Source organism: Enterobacter ludwigii, assembly GCA_023023105.1.
GTDB lineage: Bacteria > Pseudomonadota > Gammaproteobacteria > Enterobacterales > Enterobacteriaceae > Enterobacter > Enterobacter adelaidei.
This window is the reverse complement of the sequence record CP083824.1, coordinates 3,493,856-3,517,588: the sequence shown is the minus strand read 5'-3', so window position 1 is coordinate 3,517,588 and position 23,733 is coordinate 3,493,856. Positions and strand designations below refer to the sequence as shown.

26 protein-coding genes are annotated in these 23,733 nt (G+C 53.0%); 16 read left to right on the top strand and 10 right to left on the bottom strand.

Features of this window, described 5'->3' with window-relative positions:
• Positions 1–63: 63 nt before the first annotated feature.
• Positions 64–1,359, top strand: a complete 1,296-nt coding sequence (locus LCD46_16965) for an MFS transporter (GenBank protein ID UOY69745.1) — start codon at positions 64–66, stop codon at positions 1,357–1,359.
• On the opposite strand, the gene LCD46_16960 is transcribed toward LCD46_16965, so the two are convergent.
• The 6 genes from LCD46_16960 to trxC form a co-directional block, all read right to left on the bottom strand.
• Entirely contained in the window at positions 1,356–1,679 is a 324-nt protein-coding gene (locus tag LCD46_16960; GenBank protein ID UOY69744.1) for a YfiM family lipoprotein, read from the bottom strand. The two genes, LCD46_16965 and LCD46_16960, sit on opposite strands and share 4 nt — an antisense overlap.
• A gap of 44 nt (positions 1,680–1,723) precedes the next feature.
• A complete protein-coding gene (gene pssA, locus LCD46_16955) occupies positions 1,724–3,079 on the bottom strand; it encodes a CDP-diacylglycerol--serine O-phosphatidyltransferase (protein UOY72990.1) in 1,356 nt (451 codons plus the stop codon).
• The gene (locus LCD46_16950; GenBank protein ID UOY72989.1) at positions 3,063–3,104 is read right to left on the bottom strand and encodes a hypothetical protein; all 42 of its coding nucleotides are present in this window, start codon (positions 3,102–3,104) and stop codon (positions 3,063–3,065) included. Before LCD46_16950 ends, pssA begins: the two co-directional genes overlap by 17 nt.
• Positions 3,105–3,189: 85 nt before the next feature.
• Positions 3,190–5,853 carry a protein lysine acetyltransferase gene (gene pat, locus LCD46_16945; GenBank protein ID UOY69743.1) on the bottom strand — a complete coding sequence of 888 codons (2,664 nt, stop codon included), beginning with the start codon at positions 5,851–5,853 and terminating at the stop codon, positions 3,190–3,192.
• 35 nt (positions 5,854–5,888) lie between these two features.
• Positions 5,889–6,587, bottom strand: coding sequence for a tRNA-uridine aminocarboxypropyltransferase (tapT, locus tag LCD46_16940; GenBank protein ID UOY69742.1), 699 nt, complete (start codon positions 6,585–6,587; stop codon positions 5,889–5,891).
• Positions 6,588–6,656: 69 nt separating this feature from the next.
• Positions 6,657–7,076 carry a thioredoxin TrxC gene (trxC, locus tag LCD46_16935; protein ID UOY69741.1) on the bottom strand — a complete coding sequence of 140 codons (420 nt, stop codon included), beginning with the start codon at positions 7,074–7,076 and terminating at the stop codon, positions 6,657–6,659.
• A gap of 203 nt (positions 7,077–7,279) precedes the next feature.
• On the opposite strand from trxC, the gene LCD46_16930 reads away from it, so the two are divergent.
• Complete coding sequence (locus LCD46_16930) at positions 7,280–8,395, top strand: tRNA/rRNA methyltransferase (GenBank protein ID UOY69740.1); 1,116 nt, start codon at positions 7,280–7,282, stop codon at positions 8,393–8,395.
• Positions 8,396–8,434: 39 nt separating this feature from the next.
• Here LCD46_16930 and ung read toward each other — a convergent pair whose 3' ends face one another.
• Positions 8,435–9,124 carry a uracil-DNA glycosylase gene (ung, locus tag LCD46_16925; protein ID UOY69739.1) on the bottom strand — a complete coding sequence of 230 codons (690 nt, stop codon included), beginning with the start codon at positions 9,122–9,124 and terminating at the stop codon, positions 8,435–8,437.
• A 314-nt stretch (positions 9,125–9,438) separates the two neighbouring features.
• Between ung and grcA the strand changes: the two genes are divergently transcribed.
• Positions 9,439–9,822, top strand: coding sequence for an autonomous glycyl radical cofactor GrcA (grcA, locus tag LCD46_16920; GenBank protein ID UOY69738.1), 384 nt, complete (start codon positions 9,439–9,441; stop codon positions 9,820–9,822).
• 56 nt (positions 9,823–9,878) lie between these two features.
• Here grcA and srmB read toward each other — a convergent pair whose 3' ends face one another.
• The gene (gene srmB, locus LCD46_16915; GenBank protein UOY69737.1) at positions 9,879–11,207 is read right to left on the bottom strand and encodes an ATP-dependent RNA helicase SrmB; all 1,329 of its coding nucleotides are present in this window, start codon (positions 11,205–11,207) and stop codon (positions 9,879–9,881) included.
• A gap of 132 nt (positions 11,208–11,339) precedes the next feature.
• On the opposite strand from srmB, the gene LCD46_16910 reads away from it, so the two are divergent.
• Positions 11,340–12,077: a tRNA1(Val) (adenine(37)-N6)-methyltransferase gene (locus LCD46_16910; protein UOY69736.1), complete on the top strand. Its 738-nt coding sequence runs from the start codon at positions 11,340–11,342 to the stop codon at positions 12,075–12,077.
• Here the strand turns inward: LCD46_16910 and nadB are convergent.
• Positions 12,062–13,681: an L-aspartate oxidase gene (nadB, locus tag LCD46_16905; protein UOY69735.1), complete on the bottom strand. Its 1,620-nt coding sequence runs from the start codon at positions 13,679–13,681 to the stop codon at positions 12,062–12,064. The genes LCD46_16910 and nadB overlap by 16 nt on opposite strands.
• Positions 13,682–14,043: 362 nt before the next feature.
• Between nadB and rseD the strand changes: the two genes are divergently transcribed.
• From rseD to acpS, 12 genes are all read left to right on the top strand, one after another.
• Complete coding sequence (rseD, locus tag LCD46_16900; GenBank protein UOY72988.1) at positions 14,044–14,106, top strand: rpoE leader peptide RseD; 63 nt, start codon at positions 14,044–14,046, stop codon at positions 14,104–14,106.
• Positions 14,103–14,678 (top strand): RNA polymerase sigma factor RpoE, encoded by a 576-nt coding sequence (rpoE, locus tag LCD46_16895; GenBank protein ID UOY69734.1) that lies wholly within the window; start codon positions 14,103–14,105, stop codon positions 14,676–14,678. Before rseD ends, rpoE begins: the two co-directional genes overlap by 4 nt.
• A 31-nt stretch (positions 14,679–14,709) precedes the next feature.
• Positions 14,710–15,360, top strand: coding sequence for an anti-sigma-E factor RseA (gene rseA / locus LCD46_16890; protein ID UOY69733.1), 651 nt, complete (start codon positions 14,710–14,712; stop codon positions 15,358–15,360).
• Positions 15,360–16,313, top strand: a complete 954-nt coding sequence (rseB, locus tag LCD46_16885; protein ID UOY69732.1) for a sigma-E factor regulatory protein RseB — start codon at positions 15,360–15,362, stop codon at positions 16,311–16,313. Before rseA ends, rseB begins: the two co-directional genes overlap by 1 nt.
• Positions 16,310–16,786 (top strand): SoxR-reducing system protein RseC, encoded by a 477-nt coding sequence (rseC, locus tag LCD46_16880; protein ID UOY69731.1) that lies wholly within the window; start codon positions 16,310–16,312, stop codon positions 16,784–16,786. Before rseB ends, rseC begins: the two co-directional genes overlap by 4 nt.
• Before the next feature lie 185 nt (positions 16,787–16,971).
• Entirely contained in the window at positions 16,972–18,771 is a 1,800-nt protein-coding gene (lepA, locus tag LCD46_16875; GenBank protein UOY69730.1) for a translation elongation factor 4, read from the top strand.
• Positions 18,772–18,786: 15 nt separating this feature from the next.
• Positions 18,787–19,761, top strand: a complete 975-nt coding sequence (gene lepB / locus LCD46_16870) for a signal peptidase I (GenBank protein ID UOY69729.1) — start codon at positions 18,787–18,789, stop codon at positions 19,759–19,761.
• 222 nt (positions 19,762–19,983) lie between these two features.
• A complete protein-coding gene (gene rnc, locus LCD46_16865) occupies positions 19,984–20,664 on the top strand; it encodes a ribonuclease III (protein ID UOY69728.1) in 681 nt (226 codons plus the stop codon).
• Positions 20,661–21,566, top strand: a complete 906-nt coding sequence (gene era / locus LCD46_16860; protein UOY69727.1) for a GTPase Era — start codon at positions 20,661–20,663, stop codon at positions 21,564–21,566. Before rnc ends, era begins: the two co-directional genes overlap by 4 nt.
• Positions 21,567–21,584: 18 nt before the next feature.
• A complete protein-coding gene (gene recO, locus LCD46_16855) occupies positions 21,585–22,292 on the top strand; it encodes a DNA repair protein RecO (GenBank protein ID UOY72987.1) in 708 nt (235 codons plus the stop codon).
• Between the two features lie 31 nt (positions 22,293–22,323).
• On the top strand, positions 22,324–23,055 hold the full coding sequence (gene pdxJ / locus LCD46_16850; GenBank protein ID UOY69726.1) for a pyridoxine 5'-phosphate synthase: 732 nt from the start codon (positions 22,324–22,326) through the stop codon (positions 23,053–23,055).
• Positions 23,055–23,435: a holo-ACP synthase gene (acpS, locus tag LCD46_16845; protein ID UOY69725.1), complete on the top strand. Its 381-nt coding sequence runs from the start codon at positions 23,055–23,057 to the stop codon at positions 23,433–23,435. The genes pdxJ and acpS overlap by 1 nt, the downstream gene beginning before the upstream one ends.
• Here the strand turns inward: acpS and LCD46_16840 are convergent.
• Positions 23,432–23,692, bottom strand: a complete 261-nt coding sequence (locus LCD46_16840; protein ID UOY69724.1) for a YfhL family 4Fe-4S dicluster ferredoxin — start codon at positions 23,690–23,692, stop codon at positions 23,432–23,434. The two genes, acpS and LCD46_16840, sit on opposite strands and share 4 nt — an antisense overlap.
• Positions 23,693–23,733 lie beyond the last annotated feature (41 nt).

Genomic DNA, 23,733 nt, shown 5'->3' with positions numbered 1-23,733 from the left:
TTTACGAGGTAATTGAGTGTACTGACTCAATACGCCGCAGTTTATGGCAGGAGCATAATCACAATGACAGAAAGCATTACATCAAACGGGACGCTGGCTAACAGTGATACCCGAAGAAGGGTATGGGCAATCGTCAGCGCCTCTTCAGGGAATCTGGTTGAATGGTTCGACTTTTACGTCTACTCATTCTGTTCACTCTACTTCGCACATATTTTCTTTCCCTCCGGCAACACCACAACGCAACTTCTACAAACAGCAGGGGTATTTGCTGCAGGATTCCTGATGCGACCGATCGGGGGCTGGTTGTTCGGCCGTATTGCGGATCGTCGCGGGCGTAAGGCTTCTATGCTGATCTCGGTTTGTATGATGTGCTTTGGCTCTCTGGTGATCGCCTGCCTGCCAGGATATGAATCCATTGGAACCTGGGCTCCCGCGCTACTTTTGCTGGCCCGTTTATTCCAGGGGTTATCGGTGGGGGGCGAATACGGCACGAGTGCGACCTACATGAGTGAGATTGCTCTGGAAGGTCGTAAAGGTTTTTACGCCTCCTTCCAGTATGTCACGCTTATTGGCGGTCAGTTGCTGGCCATTCTTGTGGTGGTTATCCTGCAGCAGATTCTGACGGACGAACAACTCCACGCCTGGGGATGGCGAATTCCTTTCGCAATGGGCGCAGTACTGGCGATCGTCGCACTTTGGCTACGCCGTCAGTTGGATGAAACCTCTCAGAAAGAGGTCAGAACGCTGAAGGAGGCGGGAACCTTCAAAGGGTTATGGCGTAACCGCAAAGCTTTCCTGATGGTGCTGGGCTTCACTGCCGGTGGCTCTCTCAGTTTCTATACTTTCACCACCTATATGCAAAAGTACCTGGTGAACACTACCGGAATGCACGCAAATGTCGCCAGTGTCGTCATGACCGTGGCGCTGTTTGTCTTTATGCTCATACAACCCATTATCGGTGCGCTCTCGGATAAAATTGGCCGACGGACGTCGATGCTGATTTTTGGCGGGCTGTCGGCGTTATGTACCGTACCTATTCTGACTGCTCTTCAGCATGTGACTTCGCCGTATGCAGCATTTGCGCTGGTTATGCTGGCGATGGTGATTGTCAGTTTCTATACCTCGATCAGTGGGATACTGAAAGCCGAAATGTTCCCGGCGCAGGTACGTGCTTTAGGAGTCGGGCTCTCTTATGCGGTAGCCAATGCGTTGTTTGGCGGGTCGGCGGAGTATGTTGCGTTGTCTCTTAAATCATGGGGAAGTGAAACGACATTCTTCTGGTACGTCACTGCAATGGGGGCGCTGGCATTTATCGTATCCCTGATGCTTCATCGCAAAGGGAAAGGCATCCGGCTTTAATAGTGCGCCATTTGCCACACAGCATAGCCAGTCGTTGCGCCGGCGACATCCCAGGCAAAATCTTTCCAGCTCCAGCCGCTCCCTGCGGGGCGGCTATCCCACAATTCTTTAGATGCCCCAAGACCGACAGAGAACATCAACCCTATCGCCGCGCTACGATCCCGGCTGTATCCCTGATGCTGAGCATATTCATTACCGGCTGCGGACAACATCGCGGAAGCGAGAAAATGTTGGGCTTTATCCTGACCGGACCAGCTATCGTTTGCCATATGGCTACAGCCGGTGAGGGCGAGAGTAGTTAGCAGGAGAGGGATGCGCATCAAGAACTCCATAAAAAAGCCCCGTCGAAGACAGGGCTGTGGCATTACAGAATACGGCTGATAAGTCGGTCGATACGGATACGACGTAAACGGCGGATAAGCTTGCGGACCTTCACCGGATAATCGGCAATGCTCTGCAATTCGCGATAATGATTAACCACAGTGGTATGTGTGCGAATCAGCTCCAGCTCACGCTCACGTTTTGCGGCTAACTCATGTTGTGGGTCATGGATCAGGATAGCGTTTTCCAGATCCAGTCGCCACGCGCGCGGGTTCAGGTTGTTACCGGTCAGTAGCATCCACTCATCGTCGACCCACATACCTTTGAGATGGTAAGTGTTGTCATCATCTTTCCACAGACGTACAACCAGCTGGTCAGTGTTTACGTAATACTGTAAACGACTCAGGAAACGGCGCAGGTTAATCTCATAGAGGTAAGGTAGCGCACCGATAATTTTGAACGGCTGATCTTCAGGAATAAAGAAGTCGTTAGCCGTTTTATCCCCAACGATGATTTCCACTTTTTTACCATCGCGCAGCAGCTGAATGATATTACGCACCAGCACGGCAGGAAGGTTGAAGTACGGTGTACAGATGGTGAGTTTCTGCTCTGCACAAGGCATCAGATGGAAGATCGTTTTATTTAGCAGGCTTGATTTGCCGAGCCCTACCAGCGGGGTAACGGATAACTCTTCGTTGTTTGCATCGCCCTGGAAATGATAGACCGCATCGCGCAGTTCCTGGCGGAATGCACGAACATCATTTTTGATTTCCGGGCTTTTAGGGCGCTCTGGATCGTCAAGGCGATTTACACCACGGCCATGAACCAGATTTTTATCAACCCAATTAAACATGATATCGGCCATCTGAGGATTACGAATCAGATGGTAGCGGTCGTAGCGATACTTATCGAGCTGATGGAGGTAAACATCATTCAGGCTAGCACCACTGTAAAGTACGCTGTCATCAATGATGAAACCCTTGAAATGAAGGACGCCGAGCGCTTCACGAGTATTAACAGGTACGCCATAAACAGGAACATCGACGCCAGGATTCTCCTGCGCCATGCGGCAATACCAGTCAGCATTGGTGTTTGAAGCGGCAGCGCCAATACGACCGCGCTGAGCGCGATGCCAGTCAACCAGCACGCGAACATCGAGTTCAGGACGTTGACGTTTGGCTTCATAGAGCGCGTTCAGGATCCCGCGCCCGCCTTCGTCTTGTTCCAGATACAGTGCCACAATGCAAATGCGTCGCGTGGCGCTGGCAATCTTTTCAAGAAGCGTCTCCCGAAAATGAGCGGGAGCGTAAAAGAACTCTACATCATCAACTGACTGAGAAATCTTCGGTAGTTGAGCAAGGTGTTGTTGATGTTTATTACGCTTAAATTTTGACAACATCACAGTGCGTTTCTTCTCTGTTCATTGAAGGGTTGTCTGTACCATGCAAACAACATAAGCGGACAATGATACCACCAGTCCCGTCCAAAGTGGGTAACATTTCCAGTAGCTTACTCGTGTTTATCTGCTGATGTCAGGTTGAGGGACAAGGCAACAATACCTTCGTCCAGTTGAATATCAACATCAAATCCAAGTTTTCGCGCCAGGGTCACCATACCGCGATTGTTAGGCATAGTAATGCCATTCAGGCGTAACAATCCGTGATCTCGCGTATAACTGATGAGTTTTTCCAGCAGTCGTCTCCCCAGACCCAGGCCTTTTAGATCGGAGCGCACCAGCACGGCAAACTCCGCATCAACATTATCCGGGTCAGAAATAGCACGCGTCACGCCAAGGATCTCATCGCCTTTATCGGAACGACGGACGGCGACAAAAGCCATTTCTCGATCGTAGTCGATCTGGGTCATATTGGCTAAATCATCGTGGGTAAATTCGTTGATTTCACTAAAATAGCGATAGTAAAGATCCTCTTTCGTGACCTGAGAGATAAAGGCCCGCAGCTGAGGTTCATCTTCCGGCAGAATAGGGCGGAATAAGGCGCGTTCCCCATTCTTCATCTCTACCCACTCTTCCAGTTGCAGCGGGTAAGGACGGATCGCCAGACGGCTCTCTCTGTCGCCTTCAAAGGGCGCGATATCCAGCGTCACGTCCAGCGCCGTAAATTCATTACCGGAGGCGAGAAGGGGGTGGATATCCAGCCGCTGGATCTCGGCACAATCCACAATCAGGTTAGATACCTGCACCAGGAACTGACTTAGCCCGGCAATATCAAGTGGACGCAGCGCGCTCCGGCCGCGGATCTTTTTGCTTTTAATCGCCTGGATGATCAAATAACGCGCCAGATTCATGTTCAGCGGCGGTAACGCTACAACGGCTTGTTCTTCAGGCCGCCACTCAACGCCGCCTTCTCCCAGCATAATGAGCGGGCCAAACACGGGATCATGTTCAACCACCACCCGCAGCTCCTGAGCACCTGCGCGGTTAGCCATGCTTTGCACCAGCAACCCGTGGATCCTTGCCTGCGGCCAGGCCATTTTGACCCGATCAAAAATGGCATCTGCTGCTTGCTGAACCTCCGTTGCCGTACGCAGGTATAACATCACCCCCTGAATATCAGACTTATGTGGGATATCCGGTGAACGCAACTTAAGGGCAACCGGGTAGCCAATTTGTTCGGCAATATGCACAGCCTCAGCGCTGTCGCTGGCAATCCAGGTGGGTAGGGTTTGCATTCCGTAACTGCCGAGAATGGGCTGAACTTCATGCGTATCAAGTGACATCGCACCCTCTTCGATAGCCTGTTGTAAAAGACGGTGAACGTCGACGGTGTTCGCCGTCAAATTACCGGGCAACGCCGGGGTTTCGCGTAACTGCTTCTGGTTACGGCGATACTCGACCATATGCATAAATGCAGTGATAGTGCCTTCCGGAGTACGGTAGGTTGGCAGCCCGGCTTCACTGAACAAGCGTCGCGCCTCCTGCGAAGAAAACTCACCGCACCAGTTGGTCAGCAAAGTGACATATTTTCCACGTGGATGATTGCGCACGGTATCAATGAGTGCCCGCGCACTTCCACTACCTGGAGCGGCCGCGCTGGGGGAGTGGATAATCATCAGTGCGTCGAAATCCTGGCTATCCAGCAAAATCGAGATGGCCTTGATATAGCGATCGCTGCTGGCGTCATCGCGTAAGTCAAGCGGGTTGTCTGGCGTCACACTTGTCGGGAGAGCTTCTCTCAGACGTTGCAGTGTCTCTTCACCCAGCGTTGCCAGCTTACCGAAGCGCCGCCACAGTTCATCCAGCGCGAGTGCGGCAGGGGCGGCACCGTTACTGACAATCATTAACTTCTCACCGCGCAATGGGCGCATATGGCTTAGCGTCTCGACGGCGGAAAAAAGCTCGTGTGTATCCTGTACCCGCAGCAAACCCGCACGCTGAATGGCGGCGTCCCATGCAGGATCCATACCGGAATGCGACTGCAGAAGTCGCTGGGCTGCAGGGCTACGCCCACTTTTGATCACCAGGATCGGTTTATTGCGCGAGGCGCTTCGTGAAGCCGATACAAAACGACGGGCATCGCTGAGGTGCTCGAGGTAAAGCAGGATTGCGCTGGTTTTACTGTCGCGAGCCAGAAAATCAAGGAGCTCATCAACGTCAATATCCAGGCTGTCACCCAGGGCAATGAAGTAGGAGAATCCCATTTCACGCTGCTGAGCCCAGTCGAGGATGGTGTTCGATACCGCCGCCGATTGCGAAATAAACGCGAGTTTGCCTTTACGGATTGGTACAGGAGAGAAACTGGCATTCAGACCCTGCCAGGGGGCGAGCAGGCCAAGACTGTTCGGCCCAAGGATGCGCATTTGATAACGACTGGCGCATGCCAGCAGCTCGGGCTGTTGTTCCGGTGGAGACGAGAGAATAATGCAGGTTTTACACCCTTTTTTACCGAGTGATTCCAGCAGTTCCGGATTTCGTTTCGCATTGGTACACAGTACGGCAAGATCGGGTACGAAAGGCAGGCTCTGTACATCTGGCCAGGCAAGTACCCCCTGAACGGCCTTGTAGGCAGGCGTAACGGGCATAACAGGGCCATTAAACCCTCCGGCTAGCAGGTTGCGCATCATCAGATAGCCTGCACGATCCGGTTTCATTGAGGCGCCGATAACGGCAATGGATTTAGGACGTAATAGCGCTTCTAACCCTCTCTGGCTCATGCAGGCCTCCTGTGAATGCAAGCGACCTGATGATTTTAAACGCTTTCTGGATCGAGTGCTGTGACACTGCCCTTATGAACGGTTTTTCCCGCCAGATAGCGCTCGCGAAAGCGGGAGAAATGGTTGCCCAGGGCGCCTGCCGCTACGGTATCGCCTGCTAAATCCAGAAGCGCAATGGCCACTTCGGCAGTGCAGTATTGCCCGTCGGCATGCGCTTCACGCAGGCGGTAGGCGGAGACCCGGGAAAGATCGACAGAAATCACCGGCAGTGCGTCAAGATAAGGACTTTTACGAAACATTTTTCGTGCTTCGGTCCAGGTGCCATCCAGCATAATAAACAGGGGCGGTTTACCGGATGGGGGAGCCGAAAGCACCTGACGATCGGCCCCTGCATAAGAGGCCGGGAAAACGACCATGGGCTGATAGTCCGGGTTTGTCACTGCGTCGAGCAGGGCCTGTGGTGGCTCCGTGCGCGACCACTGAAACGCAGTGGTATCAGGCAGAATGTCGGCAATCAGGCGACCCGTATTACTGGGTTTCATCGGCTCGGTATCGAACATCACCAGACAAAAACGACTCTCCGCTGTACTCGGGGCCAGCGTCTCGCACAGGCAAACCTTTAGTGGCAGCAGGCATCGCTGGCAACGACGGATTCGATTGCCACGGGCAAGAAAGGGACGCGTTGAGCGAGCAAGGCGTTCGGCACGTAATTGAAGGACAGCGTTATCAGTCATGGGCGAAATGCAGGAAAAACCCTATTTTCGCAGAGGCGGGAACGGGGCACAAGATGTGCCCCATGAATGTTACAGCGACTCGTTTAACCAGCTTTCAAAAGGTGCTTTTGGAACCGCACCGTTGAGCATATCGATCACTTCACCCTTTTTGAAAATCATAATGGTCGGGATGCTGCGAATACGAAAACGTGCGCTCAGTTCGGGTTCCGCTTCGGTATTGACCTTAACGAACCGCATTTTCCCGTTGCGCTCTTCTGCCACATCTTCGAAGATCGGCGCGAAGCTACGGCATGGGCCGCACCATGGCGCCCAGAAGTCGACCACTACGGGAAGATCATCCTTGAGGAGTTTGTCCAGCGTAGCACCCGTTGCGTTAATGACATCGCCATCAAACAATTCATGACCACAACGCCCGCATTTCGCACCATCTTCAATCCGATCGTCCGGAATGCGATTGAGAGCCTGACAGTTGGCACATACGGTATTCATAACTAACCTCTGATAGAGCCGTGGAACAGCGGCAAACGCCGATAATGTTTCTAATATGTTACATATTATCAATGAGCCTGTTTGAAACAACAATGCGTTTTATTCAATGAGAACAATAGTCACAGGCTTTTGTACGAAATTATGGCTATGCGCTGGCACATCGGGTAATCTGCGCGCTTCGCGCAGCGCTGGTGGAGAAAAGCATGAACGACGAAATGAAAAACAAAAGCGGCAAGGTCAAAGTGATGTATGTCCGCAGTGATGATGACTCTGATAAACGCACCCAAAATCCGCGTACCGGAAAAGGTGGCGGGCGTCCGGCGTCTTCTCGTGCAGACGGTGGCCGTCGCCCCGCCCGCGATGACAGAAATAACCGCGGTGATGACCGCAAACGTGATGACCGTAAGCGTGACGATCGCAAACGCGATGACCGCAAACGCGATGACCGTCCACGCGATGACTTCTCACGTGATAACGCCTCCCCATGGCGTACCGTTTCGCGCGCGCCTGGCGATGAGACGCCGGAAAAAGCCGATCACGGTGGTATCAGCGGTAAAAGCTTTATCGACCCGGAAGTGCTGCGCCGTCAGCGGGCTGAAGAGACTCGCGTGTATGGCGAGAACGCCTGCCAGGCGCTGTTCCAGAGCCGTCCTGAGTGCATCGTCCGCGCCTGGTTTATCCAGAGCGTGACTCCACGTTTTAAAGAAGCGCTGCGCTGGATGGCCGCGAACCGTAAAGCCTATCACGTGGTAGATGATGCCGAGCTGACCAAAGCGTCCGGTACCGAACACCACGGTGGTGTTTGCTTCCTGATCAAAAAACGTAATGGCACCACCGTTCAGCAATGGGTCAGCCAGGCAGAGGCCGATGACTGTGTTCTGGCGCTGGAAGATGTGGGCAACCCGCATAACCTGGGTGCGATGATGCGTAGCTGCGCGCACTTCGGCGTGAAAGGCGTGCTGTTGCAGGATGCTGCACTGCTGGAATCAGGTGCGGCGATCCGTACTGCAGAAGGTGGTGCTGAGCACGTTCAGCCGATCACCGGTGATAGCGTTCTGGATGCTATTGAGCAGTTCCGTAAAGCAGGCTATTCCATCGTGACGACTTCGAGCCATGCTGGTACGCCGCTGTTTAAAGCAACGCTGCCGCGTAAAATGGTGCTGGTGCTGGGTCAGGAGCGCGATGGTCTGTCTGACGCGGCGCTCTCCAGTGCAGATCTGAGCGTCTCTATCGACGGAACAGGTAATGTGGAAAGTCTGAACGTATCCGTTGCGACCGGCGTACTGCTGGCCGAGTGGTGGCGTCAGAATAAGGCATAAGCCTCTTAATGTGCCGGGTTAGACCCGGCACATTAAATACTACTCGCTTTCTGCCGGTAACACAGGCATCCAGTCAATTGGCGTTTCGCCACGTTTTTCCAGCCATTCGTTCGCCAGAACAAAATGATTACTGCCAAAGAAGCCGCGATGTGCAGACAGCGGTGACGGGTGCGGCGCTTTCAACACGTGATGACGCTGACGATCGATAATCGCCCCTTTCTTCTGCGCGTGAGAACCCCAGAGTAAAAATACCACGCCTTCACGATGCTCGTTGATCAGGCTGATGACTTTGTCAGTAAACGTTTCCCAGCCCAGACTTGCGTGTGAGTGCGCCTGACCCGCCCGTACGGTAAGCACCGTATTCAATAACAGCACGCCCTGGCGCGCCCAGCTTTCCAGGTAACCGTGAGTAGGGCGGGTAAACCCAGGCAGCGTTCCCTCAAGCTCTTTATACATGTTGAGCAGAGAAGGGGGGATAGCCACGCCCGGGCGTACAGAGAACGCCAGCCCGTGCGCCTGCCCTGGGCCATGGTAAGGATCCTGTCCGAGGATAACGACTTTGACATCGCTCAATTCGGTATAGCGAAAGGCGTTGAAAACATCTTTCTGTGGCGGATAAATCGTCTGGCCAGACTGCCGCTCCGTCGCGACGGTGCTGAGAGTATTAATAAAATAGGGCTGCTGTTTTTCTTCGGCCAGCACGTCGTGCCAGGTTAAAGGTGTCGTCATCTCGCTCTCCTGCGAATCTCAATCTGCGTCTAGCTTACCTGTTAAATACATGGGCGCAAAATCACAGGCAGAAATTGACCGTAAGTCCCTCAATTTATTTTGAAAGTATGCAGGCGAAATTGAATTGGTAAGGCGATAAAATTGATCTAAAACAATAAATTCAAACCACACTCTTTATATGGTTGGTGTTTTTGTTGATTTAAATCAATAAATCACCAGGGTGCGAATGATATATATACACACAAGAAACATTGGTTTTACCAATTGGCCTGAAGAGGCCGACATCAGTTAATGTAGCCTAAGGGAGGCAACACATGATTACAGGTATCCAGATTACTAAAGCTGCAAATGACGATCTGCTCAACTCTTTCTGGCTGCTGGACAGCGAGAAAAACGAAGCACGTTGTGTCGTCGCGAAAGCCGGTTTTGCTGAAGATGAAATTGTTCCAGTCAGCAAGCTGGGCGAAATTGAATACCGTGAAATCCCAATGGAAGTGAAACCGGAAGTACGTGTGGAAGGTGGTCAGCACCTGAACGTTAACGTGCTGCGTCGCGAAACGCTGATGGATGCGGTTGAGCACCCTGAAAAATACCCACAGCTGACCATTCGCGTGTCTGGCTATGCAGTACGCTTCAACTCTCTGACCCCAGAACAACAGCGCGACGTTATCGCTCGTACCTTTACTGAAAGCCTGTAATAGTTTCAGCCGTGGGGGCAGAATAAAAAAAGCCGGGGATTTTCCCCGGCTTTTTATTACTCTTCAGTCTTCGTTTCCTGCGCGGCAGCGCTTGGCTTACGGCGCTTACCAATGTTTTTGGTATCGCGGTGACGCTGCTTCACGCGTGGCTTCTCTTTTTCTTTCTCTTTTCTCTCAGCACGTTTCGCGAGCGCTTTCTTGGACGGTTTACCCGTCATTTTTTCACTCGGCGCACGTGTGGTCGGGCGCAGGCCATCAATAACGCGCGCTTTCAGCGGCTCGTCAACATAGCGGCCAATTTTCTGCAGCAGCAGGTAGTCATGAGCTTCGACCAGTGAGATAGCAATCCCTTTGCGGCCCGCGCGGCCGGTACGGCCAATACGGTGCAGATAGGTATCGCCGCTGCGTGGCATATCGAAGTTAATGACGTGGCTGACGTCAGGGATGTCGATCCCGCGAGCGGCAACGTCTGTGGCAACCAGCACGTTAACGCGGCCATCGGTCAGGCGCTTAATGCCTTCGGTACGTTTGATCTGTGCCATCTCGCCTTCAAGATAGCAGTTGTTGATCCCGGCGTTACGCAGCATTTCTGCCAGCTCGTGCACGCGCTCGCGCTTACGCACAAACACGATTGTGCGCAGCGCATCTTCCTGCTTCAGCAGGTGTTTGAGCAATTCGACCTTGTGCTCAAGGTTGTCCGCGCGGTAGTACCACTGGTGGATCTTCTTACGCTCACGGGTGGACGGCGTCGCTGACACTTCCACCGGATCTTCCAGCAGACGCTCTGCGAAGTCTTTAATCGCTTCCCCTTCGAGGGTGGCAGAGAACAGCATCGTCTGGTTACGCCAGCGCGTTTCACCCGCAATATGCTCAATATCCTGTGCGAAGCCCATGTCCAGCATACGGTCGGCTTCGTCGAGGATCAGCGTTTCAACCGCGCGGCAGTCGAAGTTCTCTTCTTTAATGTACTGCAGCAGGCGGCCCGTCGTCGCAACGACGATGTCCTGGTTTTCGCTGAACACTTCGGCGTGGTTCATATACGCAACGCCGCCGGTGATGGTGGCGATATCCAGATGAGTATTTGCCGCGAGTTCACGCGCGTGATCGGCCACCTGCATGGCCAGCTCGCGCGTAGGCGTCAGGATTAAAATACGCGGCGGGCCTGATTTTTTACGTGGAAAATCGAGCAGATGCTGCAACACAGGCAGCAAATAGGCTGCTGTCTTCCCCGTGCCGGTTGGCGCAGAACCGAGCACATCGCGGCCCTCAAGCGCAGGCGGAATGGCCGCTGCCTGAATGGCGGTCGGGCGTGTAAAGCCTTTGCTCTCAAGTGCATTGAGCAGGCTTTCATCGAGTTCAAGTTCGGAAAAAGTCGTTACAGTCATGTTCTACCTCTGTGTGGGGCGCTGATTATAGACGTTACGGCTGTAATCTTCATCTGTTTGTATGGATATCGCTTTTCGGTCACTTCGCTTTCCCCTATGCTACTCCAGTTTCACTTAGAAGTTTGCCCTGACATGTCTCAACTCAAAGCGCAGCTGCGCCGCGATGGTTTTACATTTAAACAATTTTTTGTTGCTCACGATCGCTGTGCTATGAAAGTCGGCACTGACGGTATTTTACTGGGAGCCTGGGCACCTGTCGCAGGTGTTAAGCGTATTCTTGATATCGGTACCGGCAGCGGGCTGGTGGCGTTGATGCTGGCGCAACGTACAGAAGAGCATGTCACGATTGATGCGGTTGAACTGGATGCGCAGGCCGCAGAGCAGGCGCGTGAAAATGCGGCCGAATCTCCCTGGGCAGAACGGATGAAAGTGGAATGCGCAGATGTGCTGGCTTGGGCGCCTGAACAAACCGCACGTTACGATCTCATCGTCAGTAACCCTCCCTACTATGAGCCCGGCGTTGAGTGCGGTTCACCGGAGCGCGAACAGGCGCGTTACACCGGCTCCCTCAACCATAAAGCGCTACTCACCAGTGCGGCAGAGCTCATCTCCGAAGAGGGTTTTTTCTGTGTCGTCCTACCTGAGAGTACGGGCAATACATTCATCGGCATCGCCCAGGAGATTGGCTGGACGCTACGTTTGCGTACCGATATTTCGGATACGGAAGGACGGCTGCCGCACCGCGTACTGCTGGCGCTATCACCAAAAGAAGGTGAATGCTTTAATGACAGAATGGTGATCCGTGGGCCAGACCAGCGTTATTCCGAAGATTACACCGCTCTGACCCAGGCATTTTATCTGTTTATGTGAACCTGCGGTGAGAGTATCGACGGGCCGGATTCAGCAAGCTGATCCGGGTAATCCAGGGTATAGTGCAGCCCGCGGCTCTCTTTACGCATCATCGCGCAGCGTACAATCAGTTCAGCGACCTGAACCAGATTGCGCAGCTCCAGCAAATTATTCGATACGCGGAAATTGGCATAATACTCATCAATTTCCTGTTGGAGCATGGTGATGCGGCGCAACGCGCGCTCAAGTCGTTTGGTCGTGCGTACAATCCCCACGTAGTCCCACATAAACAGTCGTAGCTCATGCCAGTTATGTTGGATCACCACCAACTCATCCGGGTTATCCACACGGCTTTCATCCCAGGCAGGCAGGTGCTCTGTCTCGCGGGCGTACGGCATGCGTTTCGTGATGTCTTCCGCTGCAGACCAGCCGTACACCAGGCATTCAAGCAGTGAGTTAGAGGCCATACGGTTCGCGCCGTGAAGTCCGGTATAGCTGACCTCTCCGATAGCATACAGGCCATCTACATCCGTACGTCCATGGTCGTCAACCATTACGCCACCACAGGTATAGTGGGCGGCAGGTACAATGGGCACCGGATCGCGGGTTAAATCAATGCCCAGATTCAGCAGCTTTTCGTAAATCATCGGGAAGTGCTGGCGAATGAACTCTGCGGGCTTATGGCTGATATCGAGATACATGCAGTCCACGCCAAGACGTTTCATTTCATGGTCGATGGCGCGGGCAACGATGTCACGTGGCGCGAGTTCACCTCTGGTATCAAAGTCCGGCATAAAGCGTGAGCCGTCAGGGCGTTTCAGGTAAGCACCTTCTCCGCGCAGCGCTTCCGTGAGCAGGAAGTTGCGTGCCTGAGGGTGGAACAATGCGGTCGGGTGAAACTGGTTAAATTCGAGGTTCGCCACGCGGCAACCGGCGCGCCAGGCCATGGCAATACCGTCTCCGGAGGCTATGTCCGGGTTGGTGGTGTACTGATATACCTTGGAGGCGCCGCCTGTAGCCAGTACGACAGCCTTCGCCTGACAAGTTTCAACCTTCTCTTTATTACGATTCCAGACCCAGGCACCCACGACGCGACGCGTGCCGGGCAGGCCAATTTTGTCGGAAATAATCAGGTCAACGGCATTACTCCGCTCAAGGACCCGAATATTAGGATGACTAAGAGCCTTACTGACCAGCGTAGTTTCAACTTCTTTACCCGTGGCATCCGCGGCGTGAAGGATGCGACGGTGACTATGACCGCCTTCACGAGTAAGGTGATAGCTCTCTTCGCCATTGGGCTGAACCTGGGTATCAAATAATACCCCCTGGTCGATGAGCCATTGAACGCAATGACGGGCATTACTGGCGACAAACTCTGCGGCGTGCGTATCCACGATCCCGGCACCGGCAATCAACGTATCTTCAACATGTGATGCAATGCTGTCTGTTTCGTCAAACACAGCGGCAATACCGCCCTGGGCATAAAATGTGGAACCTTCACTTATCGGCCCTTTACTCAGAACAATAACGTTCTGATGCTCGGCCAGACGCAGCGCCAGAGAGAGACCGGCAGCACCGCTGCCGATGATCAGTACATCACAATGAAGTTCAGGTGTTGTGTTCATGATTTTGTTTAATTTACTAAACAGTGTTTGGTCAGAATAGCACCTGAATGCGAGATATCGCACGTTTTTTTTAAAGTCTGTTGCAATGACTAAACTCGTAAGGTGGCGTAAACAGGAGGTAAATGAATGAAATTATTTTGCGAAGCAGATCGTTAGTGTCAGATTTTGTGGTGAAATAAAGCCAGGGTTGCGTTACTCTTCTGGCGGGAAAAAGATGTTTCTTGTCAGAAAGTGGTGCGTATCGTGAACAGACTTATAATGAGAGAAAATGAACAGTCTGCGGCGCGATGAACAAAAACAAAGGCGTTACGGAACTTATTGAAGATCAGACACTCTAATTCGGTGCTTGCTCAAAGTGCGGTATTTTAGAGTGGCGTTTCGATAACGCGTGGAATTTAGGTTTGGGGAGACATTACCTCGGATGAGCGAGCAGTTAACGGACCAGGTCCTGGTTGAACGGGTCCAGAAGGGAGATCAGAAAGCCTTTAACTTACTGGTGGTGCGCTACCAGCATAAAGTGGCGAGCCTGGTTTCCCGTTATGTACCGTCAGGTGATGTACCTGATGTGGTACAAGAGTCTTTTATCAAGGCCTATCGCGCGCTGGATTCTTTCCGGGGGGATAGTGCTTTTTATACCTGGCTGTACCGTATTGCGGTCAATACGGCAAAGAATTATCTGGTCGCTCAGGGACGTCGTCCACCTTCAAGTGATGTGGACGCAATCGACGCCGAAAACTTCGAAAGTGGCGGCGCATTGAAAGAAATTTCGAACCCTGAGAACTTAATGTTGTCAGAAGAACTGAGACAAATCGTTTTTCGCACGATCGAGTCGCTCCCGGAAGATTTACGCATGGCAATTACGTTACGGGAGCTGGATGGTCTGAGCTATGAAGAGATAGCCGCTATCATGGATTGTCCGGTCGGTACGGTACGTTCACGAATTTTCCGTGCGCGAGAAGCTATTGATAATAAAGTTCAACCGCTTATCAGGCGTTGACGATAGCGGGATACTGGAAAAGGTATTAGGCATGCAGAAAGAAAAACTTTCCGCTTTAATGGATGGTGAAACGCTGGATAGTGAGCTGCTCAACGAGCTGTCTCATTCTCCCGAAATGCAAGAGACCTGGGAGAGTTACCATCTCATCCGTGACACTCTTCGTGGTGACACCGGCGAGGTTCTCCATTTCGATATCTCAGCCCGCGTGATGGCGGCCATTGAGAATGAGCCTGTTCATCAGACCACTCCGCTGATTCCTGAAGCTCAACCAGCACCTCACCAGTGGCAGAAAATGCCGTTCTGGCAAAAGGTGCGTCCGTGGGCTAGCCAGCTCACCCAAATGGGGGTGGCTGCATGCGTATCGCTTGCAGTTATCGTTGGCGTCCAGCACTATAATACTCAGTCTGAAACTAATCAGCAGCCAGAAGCGCCAGTGTTTAACACACTGCCGATGATGGGCAAAGCCAGCCCGGTAAGTCTGGGTGTACCGGCTGATGCCTCCGCCAGCGGCGGTCAGCAACAGCAGGTTCAGGAGCAGCGCCGTCGCATTAATGCGATGTTGCAGGATTATGAGTTGCAGCGTCGTCTGCACTCTGAACAGCTTCAGTTTGAGCAGGCACAAACACAGCAAGCTGCTGTGCAGGTGCCCGGAAACCAAACTTTAGGAACGCAATCGCAGTAATGAAGCAACTTTGGTTCGCCATGTCTCTGATGGCGGGTAGCTTGTTCTTCTCTGCCAACGCCTCGGCTGATGTTTCATCCGGGGCGTTGTTGCAGCAAATGAATCAGGCTAGCCAGTCACTCAATTATGAGTTGGCATTTATCAGCATCAATAAGCAGGGTGTCGAGTCGTTACGCTATCGCCATGCCCGTCTTGATAACCAGCCGCTCGCCCAGCTTTTACAGATGGATGGCCCGCGTCGGGAAGTTGTTCAGCGTGGTAACGAAATCAGTTATTTCGAACCAGGTCTGGAGCCATTCACGCTGAATGGCGACTATATCGTTGATTCTCTGCCGTCACTTATTTACACCGACTTCAAGCGGCTCGCCCCTTACTACGATTTTATTTCGGTAGGGCGTACGCGCATTGCGGACAGGTTGTGTGAGGTGATCCGCGTTGTTGCCCGGGACGGAACACGCTACAGCTATATCGTCTGGATTGACGCAGAAACTAAACTTCCGATGCGTGTAGACCTGCTTGACCGTGACGGTGAAACGCTGGAACAGTTCCGCGTTATCTCCTTCAATGTGAACAATCAGGTTGGAAACAGCATGCAGAATCTGGCTAAAGCCAGTCTGCCGCCACTGCTTTCTGTTCCGGCGGGTGACTCTGTTAATTTCAACTGGGTGCCTTCCTGGATCCCACAAGGGTTTAGCGAAGTTTCAAGCAGCCGTCGTCAGTTGCCAACCATTGAGACTCCCGTTGAATCGCGTCTTTATTCCGATGGATTATTCAGCTTCTCGGTGAATATTAACCGCGCAACGGCAAACAGTTCTGAACAAATGCTTCGTACCGGACGTCGTACGGTCAGCACCACGGTACGCGATAACGCAGAGATCACGATTGTGGGTGAGTTACCTCCGCAGACGGCAAAACGCATTTCTGACAGCATAAAATTCAGGGCCGCACAATGATTAAAGAGTGGGCTACGGTTGTATCGTGGCAGAACGGCATTGCGCTGGTGAGCTGCGATGTCAAAGCATCATGTAATAGCTGCGCGTCCAGAGCCGGCTGCGGCAGTCGCGTGCTGAATAAGCTCGGGCCACAAACGTCGCACACGATTTCTGTGCCAAGCGAACAGCCGTTGATGGCGGGACAGAAGGTCGAGCTGGGTATTGCGGAAGGTAGCCTGCTCAGTTCGGCTATGCTGGTTTATCTCTCCCCGCTGGTAGGGTTGTTTGTGATGGGCGGCATATTCCAGATGCTGTTTGGCACCGATGCAGCCGCCATGTGCGGTGCCGCATTAGGTGGCGTGGGAGGATTCTGGTTGGCCAAAGGTTTCTCTCCGAAGCTCGCTGCCCGCGAAGAGTGGCAACCTGTCATTCTCAGCGTTGGGCTGGCGCCAGACCAGCTTCGTGTTGAAACGCTCTCTTCTGAGGCCCGGTGATCCATCGGGCTTTATCATTATTTACGTCCTAAAACAGAAAACGTCCTTTCTTCACGCTATACCTGTCTCTAAGTGCATTTCCAGGTAGCGAGGATGTAGTGTAGAATGCTGCGTTTTCGCACTGAAAAACGTCAGGCTAAGAACAGCGGCCTCCAGGAATTCGTAAGGCATAATTATTTAACTATATGAAGAACATACGTAACTTTTCGATCATTGCTCACATTGACCACGGTAAGTCGACGCTGTCTGACCGTATTATCCAGATTTGCGGTGGCCTGTCTGATCGTGAAATGGAAGCCCAGGTTCTGGACTCCATGGACCTGGAACGCGAACGCGGTATCACCATTAAAGCGCAGAGCGTCACGCTGGATTACAAAGCGGCTGATGGTGAAACCTATCAGTTAAACTTTATCGACACCCCAGGCCACGTTGACTTCTCCTATGAAGTATCACGCTCGCTGGCAGCCTGTGAAGGCGCGCTGCTGGTGGTGGATGCCGGGCAGGGCGTAGAAGCCCAGACCCTGGCAAACTGCTACACCGCGATGGAAATGGATCTCGAAGTTGTGCCGGTTCTGAATAAGATCGACCTGCCAGCCGCCGATCCTGAGCGCGTAGCGGAAGAGATTGAAGATATTGTCGGCATCGACGCGACCGATGCGGTACGCTGCTCCGCTAAAACGGGCGTGGGCGTGACCGATGTTCTGGAACGTCTGGTTCGTGATATTCCGGCTCCGGAAGGTGACCCGGATGGCCCGCTGCAGGCGCTGATCATCGACTCCTGGTTTGATAACTACCTTGGCGTTGTCTCCCTGGTGCGTATTAAAAACGGCACCATGCGTAAAGGCGACAAAATCAAGGTAATGAGTACCGGGCAAGTCTACAACGCCGATCGTCTGGGCATCTTCACGCCAAAACAGGTTGACCGTACCGAGCTGAAGTGCGGCGAGGTAGGTTGGTTGGTCTGCGCAATCAAAGACATCCTTGGCGCGCCAGTAGGCGATACCCTGACGGGGGCACGTAACCCGGCAGATAAAGCACTGCCAGGTTTTAAAAAGGTGAAACCGCAGGTTTACGCGGGTCTGTTCCCGGTTAGCTCTGACGACTACGAAAACTTCCGCGATGCACTCGGTAAGCTTAGCCTGAACGATGCCTCACTGTTCTACGAGCCAGAGAGCTCCACGGCGCTGGGCTTCGGCTTCCGCTGTGGCTTCCTCGGCCTGCTGCACATGGAGATCATTCAGGAGCGTCTGGAGCGTGAATACGATCTGGATCTGATCACCACTGCACCGACCGTAGTCTATGAAGTTGAAACCACCTCGAAAGAGGTTATCTACGTCGACAGCCCGTCCAAGCTTCCGCCGCTGAACAACATTCACGAGCTGCGCGAGCCAATCGCTGAGTGTCACATGCTGCTGCCGCAGGAGTTCCTGGGTAACGTCATTACGCTGTGTATCGAGAAGCGTGGTGTGCAGACCAACATGGTTTACCACGGTAACCAGGTGGCGCTGACCTATGAAATCCCAATGGCGGAAGTGGTACTCGACTTCTTCGACCGTCTGAAGTCAACCTCTCGTGGCTATGCGTCACTGGATTACAACTTCAAACGCTTCCAGGCCTCCAACATGGTCCGTGTGGACGTGCTGATCAACGGTGAGCGCGTGGACGCGCTGGCGCTGATCACCCACAACGACAACGCGCCATATCGTGGCCGTGAGCTGGTTGAGAAGATGAAAGACCTGATCCCGCGTCAGCAGTTTGATATCGCGATTCAGGCTGCCATCGGCAACCACATTATCGCGCGTTCCACCGTAAAACAGCTGCGTAAAAACGTTCTGGCTAAATGCTATGGCGGTGACGTCAGCCGTAAGAAAAAGCTGCTGCAGAAACAGAAAGAAGGTAAGAAGCGTATGAAGCAGGTCGGTAACGTCGAGCTGCCGCAGGAAGCATTCCTTGCCATCCTTCATGTTGGTAAAGACAGCAAATAACCCTAAGGAGTTGGCATGGCGAACATGTTTGCCCTGATCCTGGTCATTGCTACCCTGGTGACCGGTCTGTTGTGGTGTCTGGATAAGTTTATCTTCGCCCCAAAACGCCGTGAACGTCAGGCTGCCGCTCAGGCAGCCACAGGCGATCAGCTGGATGTGAAAACGCTGAAGAAAGTCGGCCCGAAACCGGGCTGGCTGGAAACAGGAGCCTCGGTATTCCCGGTGCTGGCGATTGTGCTGGTGGTACGTTCGTTTATTTACGAACCGTTCCAGATCCCGTCAGGTTCAATGATGCCAACGCTGCTGATTGGTGATTTTATTCTGGTAGAGAAGTTTGCCTACGGCATCAAAGATCCTATCTACCAGAAAACGCTGATCGAAACGGGTCATCCGAAACGTGGCGACATCGTGGTGTTCAAATATCCGGAAGATCCGCGCCTGGACTACATTAAGCGTGCGGTGGGTCTGCCGGGTGATAAGGTCACTTACGATCCGGTTGCGAAGGAAGTTACCGTTCAGCCGGGCTGCAGTTCCGGTACGGCGTGTGAGAACGCGCTGCCAATCACGTACTCAAACGTTGAGCCAAGTGATTTTGTCCAGACCTTTGCCCGTCGTAACGGCGGGGAGGCGACCAGCGGGTTCTTCCAGGTACCGAAAGGTGAAACCAAAGAGAACGGTATTCGTCTGGTTGAGCGTAAAGAGACGCTGGGTGATGTTACGCACCGTATCCTGACCGTGCCGATTGCGCAGGATCAGCTGGGTATGTATTACAAACAACCGGGTCAGCAGCTGGCAAGCTGGATTGTGCCTCCGGGACACTACTTCATGATGGGTGATAACCGCGATAATTCTGCGGACAGCCGTTACTGGGGCTTTGTACCTGAAGCGAATCTGGTGGGCAAAGCGACCGCAATCTGGATGAGTTTTGAGAAGCAGGAAGGTGAATGGCCGACCGGCGTACGCCTGAATCGTATTGGCGGAATCCATTAATTCTCATTAAATGAACGCGTAGCCGCTTTAATTAGCGGCTGCGTGAATTATTTCAGCGATAAATCTCTTCGAACTAACGACATCCCCTGTCGTTGTGTATAGAATATTCCCCCGAAGTTTAAGGTTGGCCCTGCAAGGGTGCCACGGCACACGAAACCGCGTTGGTTTTCTCAGGTCGGTTTCGTGTGCTGCATTTTTGTCGCATTCATTTATTGGTATCGCATGAACCCCATCGTAATTAATCGGCTTCAACGGAAGCTGGGCTACACTTTTCATCATCAGGAGTTGTTGCAACAGGCATTAACCCATCGCAGTGCCAGCAGCAAACATAATGAGCGCCTCGAATTTTTAGGCGACTCTATTTTAAGTTTCGTGATTGCGAATGCGCTTTATCATCGTTTCCCGCGTGTGGATGAAGGTGATATGAGCCGCATGCGTGCCACGCTGGTTCGGGGCAATACCCTTGCGGAAATCGCGCGCGAATTTGAACTGGGCGAATGTCTGCGTCTTGGGCCGGGTGAACTGAAAAGCGGCGGCTTCCGTCGTGAATCTATTCTTGCCGATACGGTCGAAGCATTAATCGGTGGCGTGTTCCTGGACAGCGATATCCAGACCGTAGAAAAACTGATCCTGAACTGGTATCAGACCCGTCTGGACGAAATCAGTCCGGGCGATAAACAAAAAGATCCGAAAACGCGTTTGCAGGAATATTTGCAGGGTCGTCATCTCCCGCTGCCATCCTATCTGGTGGTGCAGGTGCGTGGCGAAGCGCACGATCAGGAATTTACCATCCATTGCCAGGTCAGTGGCCTGAGTGAACCGGTGGTGGGCACAGGTTCTAGCCGTCGTAAGGCTGAACAGGCTGCCGCCGAACAGGCGTTGAAAATGCTGGAGCTGGAATGAGCGAAGAAAAAACCTATTGCGGATTTATTGCCATCGTCGGACGTCCGAACGTCGGCAAATCTACGCTGCTGAATAATCTGCTCGGGCAGAAGATTTCTATTACCTCACGTAAGGCGCAGACCACGCGTCATCGCATCGTGGGTATCCATACAGAAGGCGCGTATCAGGCGATTTATGTCGATACTCCGGGCCTGCACATGGAAGAGAAGCGCGCCATTAACCGCCTGATGAACAAGGCGGCGAGCAGCTCGATTGGCGACGTTGAGCTGGTCATTTTCGTTGTTGAAGGCACCCGCTGGACGCCGGACGACGAAATGGTGCTGAATAAACTGCGTGACGGTAAAACACCGGTCATCCTCGCGGTCAACAAAGTGGACAACGTACAAGAGAAGGCTGACCTGCTGCCGCATCTGCAGTGGCTCGGTAGTCAGATGAATTTCCTCGATATCGTACCGTTGTCTGCCGAGACCGGTCTGAATGTGGATACCATCGCGGGCATCGTGCGTAAGCATCTGCCGGAAGCGATCCATCACTTCCCGGAAGAGTACGTTACCGATCGCTCCCAGCGCTTTATGGCCTCTGAGATCATCCGTGAAAAGCTGATGCGCTTCCTCGGTGCTGAGCTGCCATACTCCGTGACGGTAGAAATCGAACGTTTCCAGAGCAACGAACGCGGCGGCTACGATATCAATGGCCTGATCCTCGTTGAGCGTGAAGGGCAGAAGAAGATGGTGATTGGCAACAAAGGTGCCAAGATCAAAACCATCGGCATTGAAGCCCGCAAAGACATGCAGGAGATGTTCGAAGCCCCGGTTCACCTGGAACTGTGGGTGAAAGTGAAATCTGGCTGGGCCGATGATGAGCGTGCTCTGCGCAGCCTCGGTTACGGCGAAGACCAATAACTCAAGACGACGAGTATGATGGATGGATGGCAGCGTGCCTTTGTCCTGCATAGTCGTCCCTGGAGCGAAACCAGCCTCATGCTGGACGTCTTCACGGAAGAGTCGGGCCGCGTGCGCCTTGTTGCGAAAGGCGCACGTTCCAAACGTTCTAACCTGAAAGGTGCCTTACAGCCTTTCACTCCCTTGCTGGTTCGTTTTGGTGGGCGAGGGGAGGTCAAAACCCTGCGCAGTGCCGAAGCCGTCTCTCTGGCACTTCCTCTTTCTGGTATCACGCTGTACAGCGGTTTGTATATCAACGAACTCATCTCGCGCGTTCTTGAACATGAGACTCGCTTCTCTGAACTTTTCTTCGATTATCTGCACTGTATTCAGGCGCTGGCGGGTACCACCGGTACCCCCGAACCTGCGCTGCGTCGTTTCGAACTGGCTCTGCTGGGACATCTGGGATATGGCGTCGATTTTCTGCATTGTGCGGGGAGCGGAGACGAGGTCGAGGACACGATGACCTATCGTTATCGGGAAGAAAAAGGTTTTATTGCCAGCGTCGTAATCGATAACAGCACATTTACCGGTCGTCATCTCCGGGCGCTGTATGAGCGCGAGTTTCCCGATCAGGACACACTGCGCGCCGCAAAACGCTTTACCCGCATTGCCCTCAAGCCGTATCTTGGCGGCAAGCCCTTAAAGAGCCGCGAATTATTCAGGCAGTTTATGCCGAAACGTTAGAGACAGAACCAAAAGAAAACCGAGGATTGTCATGGCTGAATTACTGTTAGGCGTCAACATTGATCATATCGCCACGCTGCGTAATGCGCGCGGCACGGCTTATCCTGACCCGGTTCAGGCGGCATTTATCGCCGAACAGGCTGGCGCCGACGGCATTACCGTTCATTTGCGTGAAGACCGTCGCCATATCACCGATCGCGACGTACGTATTCTGCGTCAGACGCTGGATACCCGTATGAATCTGGAGATGGCCGTCACGGAAGAGATGCTGGCGATTGCCTGCGAGACTAAACCCCATTTCTGCTGCCTGGTACCGGAAAAGCGTCAGGAAGTGACGACCGAAGGCGGTCTGGATGTTGCAGGGCAGCTCGACAAAATGCGCGATGCCTGCAAACGTCTGGCTGATGCCGGCATCCTGGTTTCTCTGTTTATCGACGCCGATTTCGCCCAGATCAAAGCGGCAGCCGATGCGGGCGCACCGTATATCGAAATTCATACCGGTTGTTATGCTGATGCTGAAAGCGATGCTGAGCAGGCCAAAGAGCTGGAGCGTATCGCTAAAGCAGCCACTTATGCCGCAAGCCTGGGCCTGAAGGTCAATGCTGGACATGGCCTCACCTACCACAACGTTAAGGCCATCGCCGCCCTGCCGGAAATGCATGAGCTGAATATCGGCCATGCGATTATTGGCCGTGCAGTGATGAGTGGCCTGAAAGAGGCGGTATCAGAGATGAAACGTCTGATGCTGGAAGCGCGCAAGTAATGGCCATTCTGGGCTTAGGCACGGATATCGTTGAAATAGCCCGCATTGAAGCGGTGATCGCCCGTAGCGGCGATCGCCTGGCAAGGCGTGTGCTAAGCGATAACGAATGGGCCATCTGGGAAGCGCATCAGCAGCCGGTGCGTTTTCTGGCCAAGCGTTTTGCTGTGAAAGAAGCGGCCGCCAAAGCCTTTGGTACGGGTATTCGAAATGGTCTGGCATTTAACCAGTTTGAAGTGTTTAACGATGAGCTGGGTAAGCCACGCCTGCGTTTATGGGGCGAGGCGCAAAAGCTGGCTGAGAAGCTGGGCGTGAACCACATGCACGTGACGATCGCGGATGAACGCCACTATGCAAGCGCAACGGTGATCATCGAAAGTTAAAGTTTGTCCGCATGATGCATCAGGACAAACTTATCCCATAGCTGCTCTTCGCTCTCGACGTGTGCCGGATCTTTCAGGATAGTATTGGGGATCGGGCACACTTTCTGACAGGTCGGCGTCTCATAGTGACCGATGCATTCGGTGCAGCGGTCGCTGTTAATTTCATAAATGCTGTCGCCCATCGAAATCGCCTGGTTCGGGCATTCGGGTTCGCACATATCGCAATTGATGCATTTTTTGGTAATTAACAGCGCCATCAGGAAATTCTCAGAAACAACACAAACTGGGCGGGCATTAT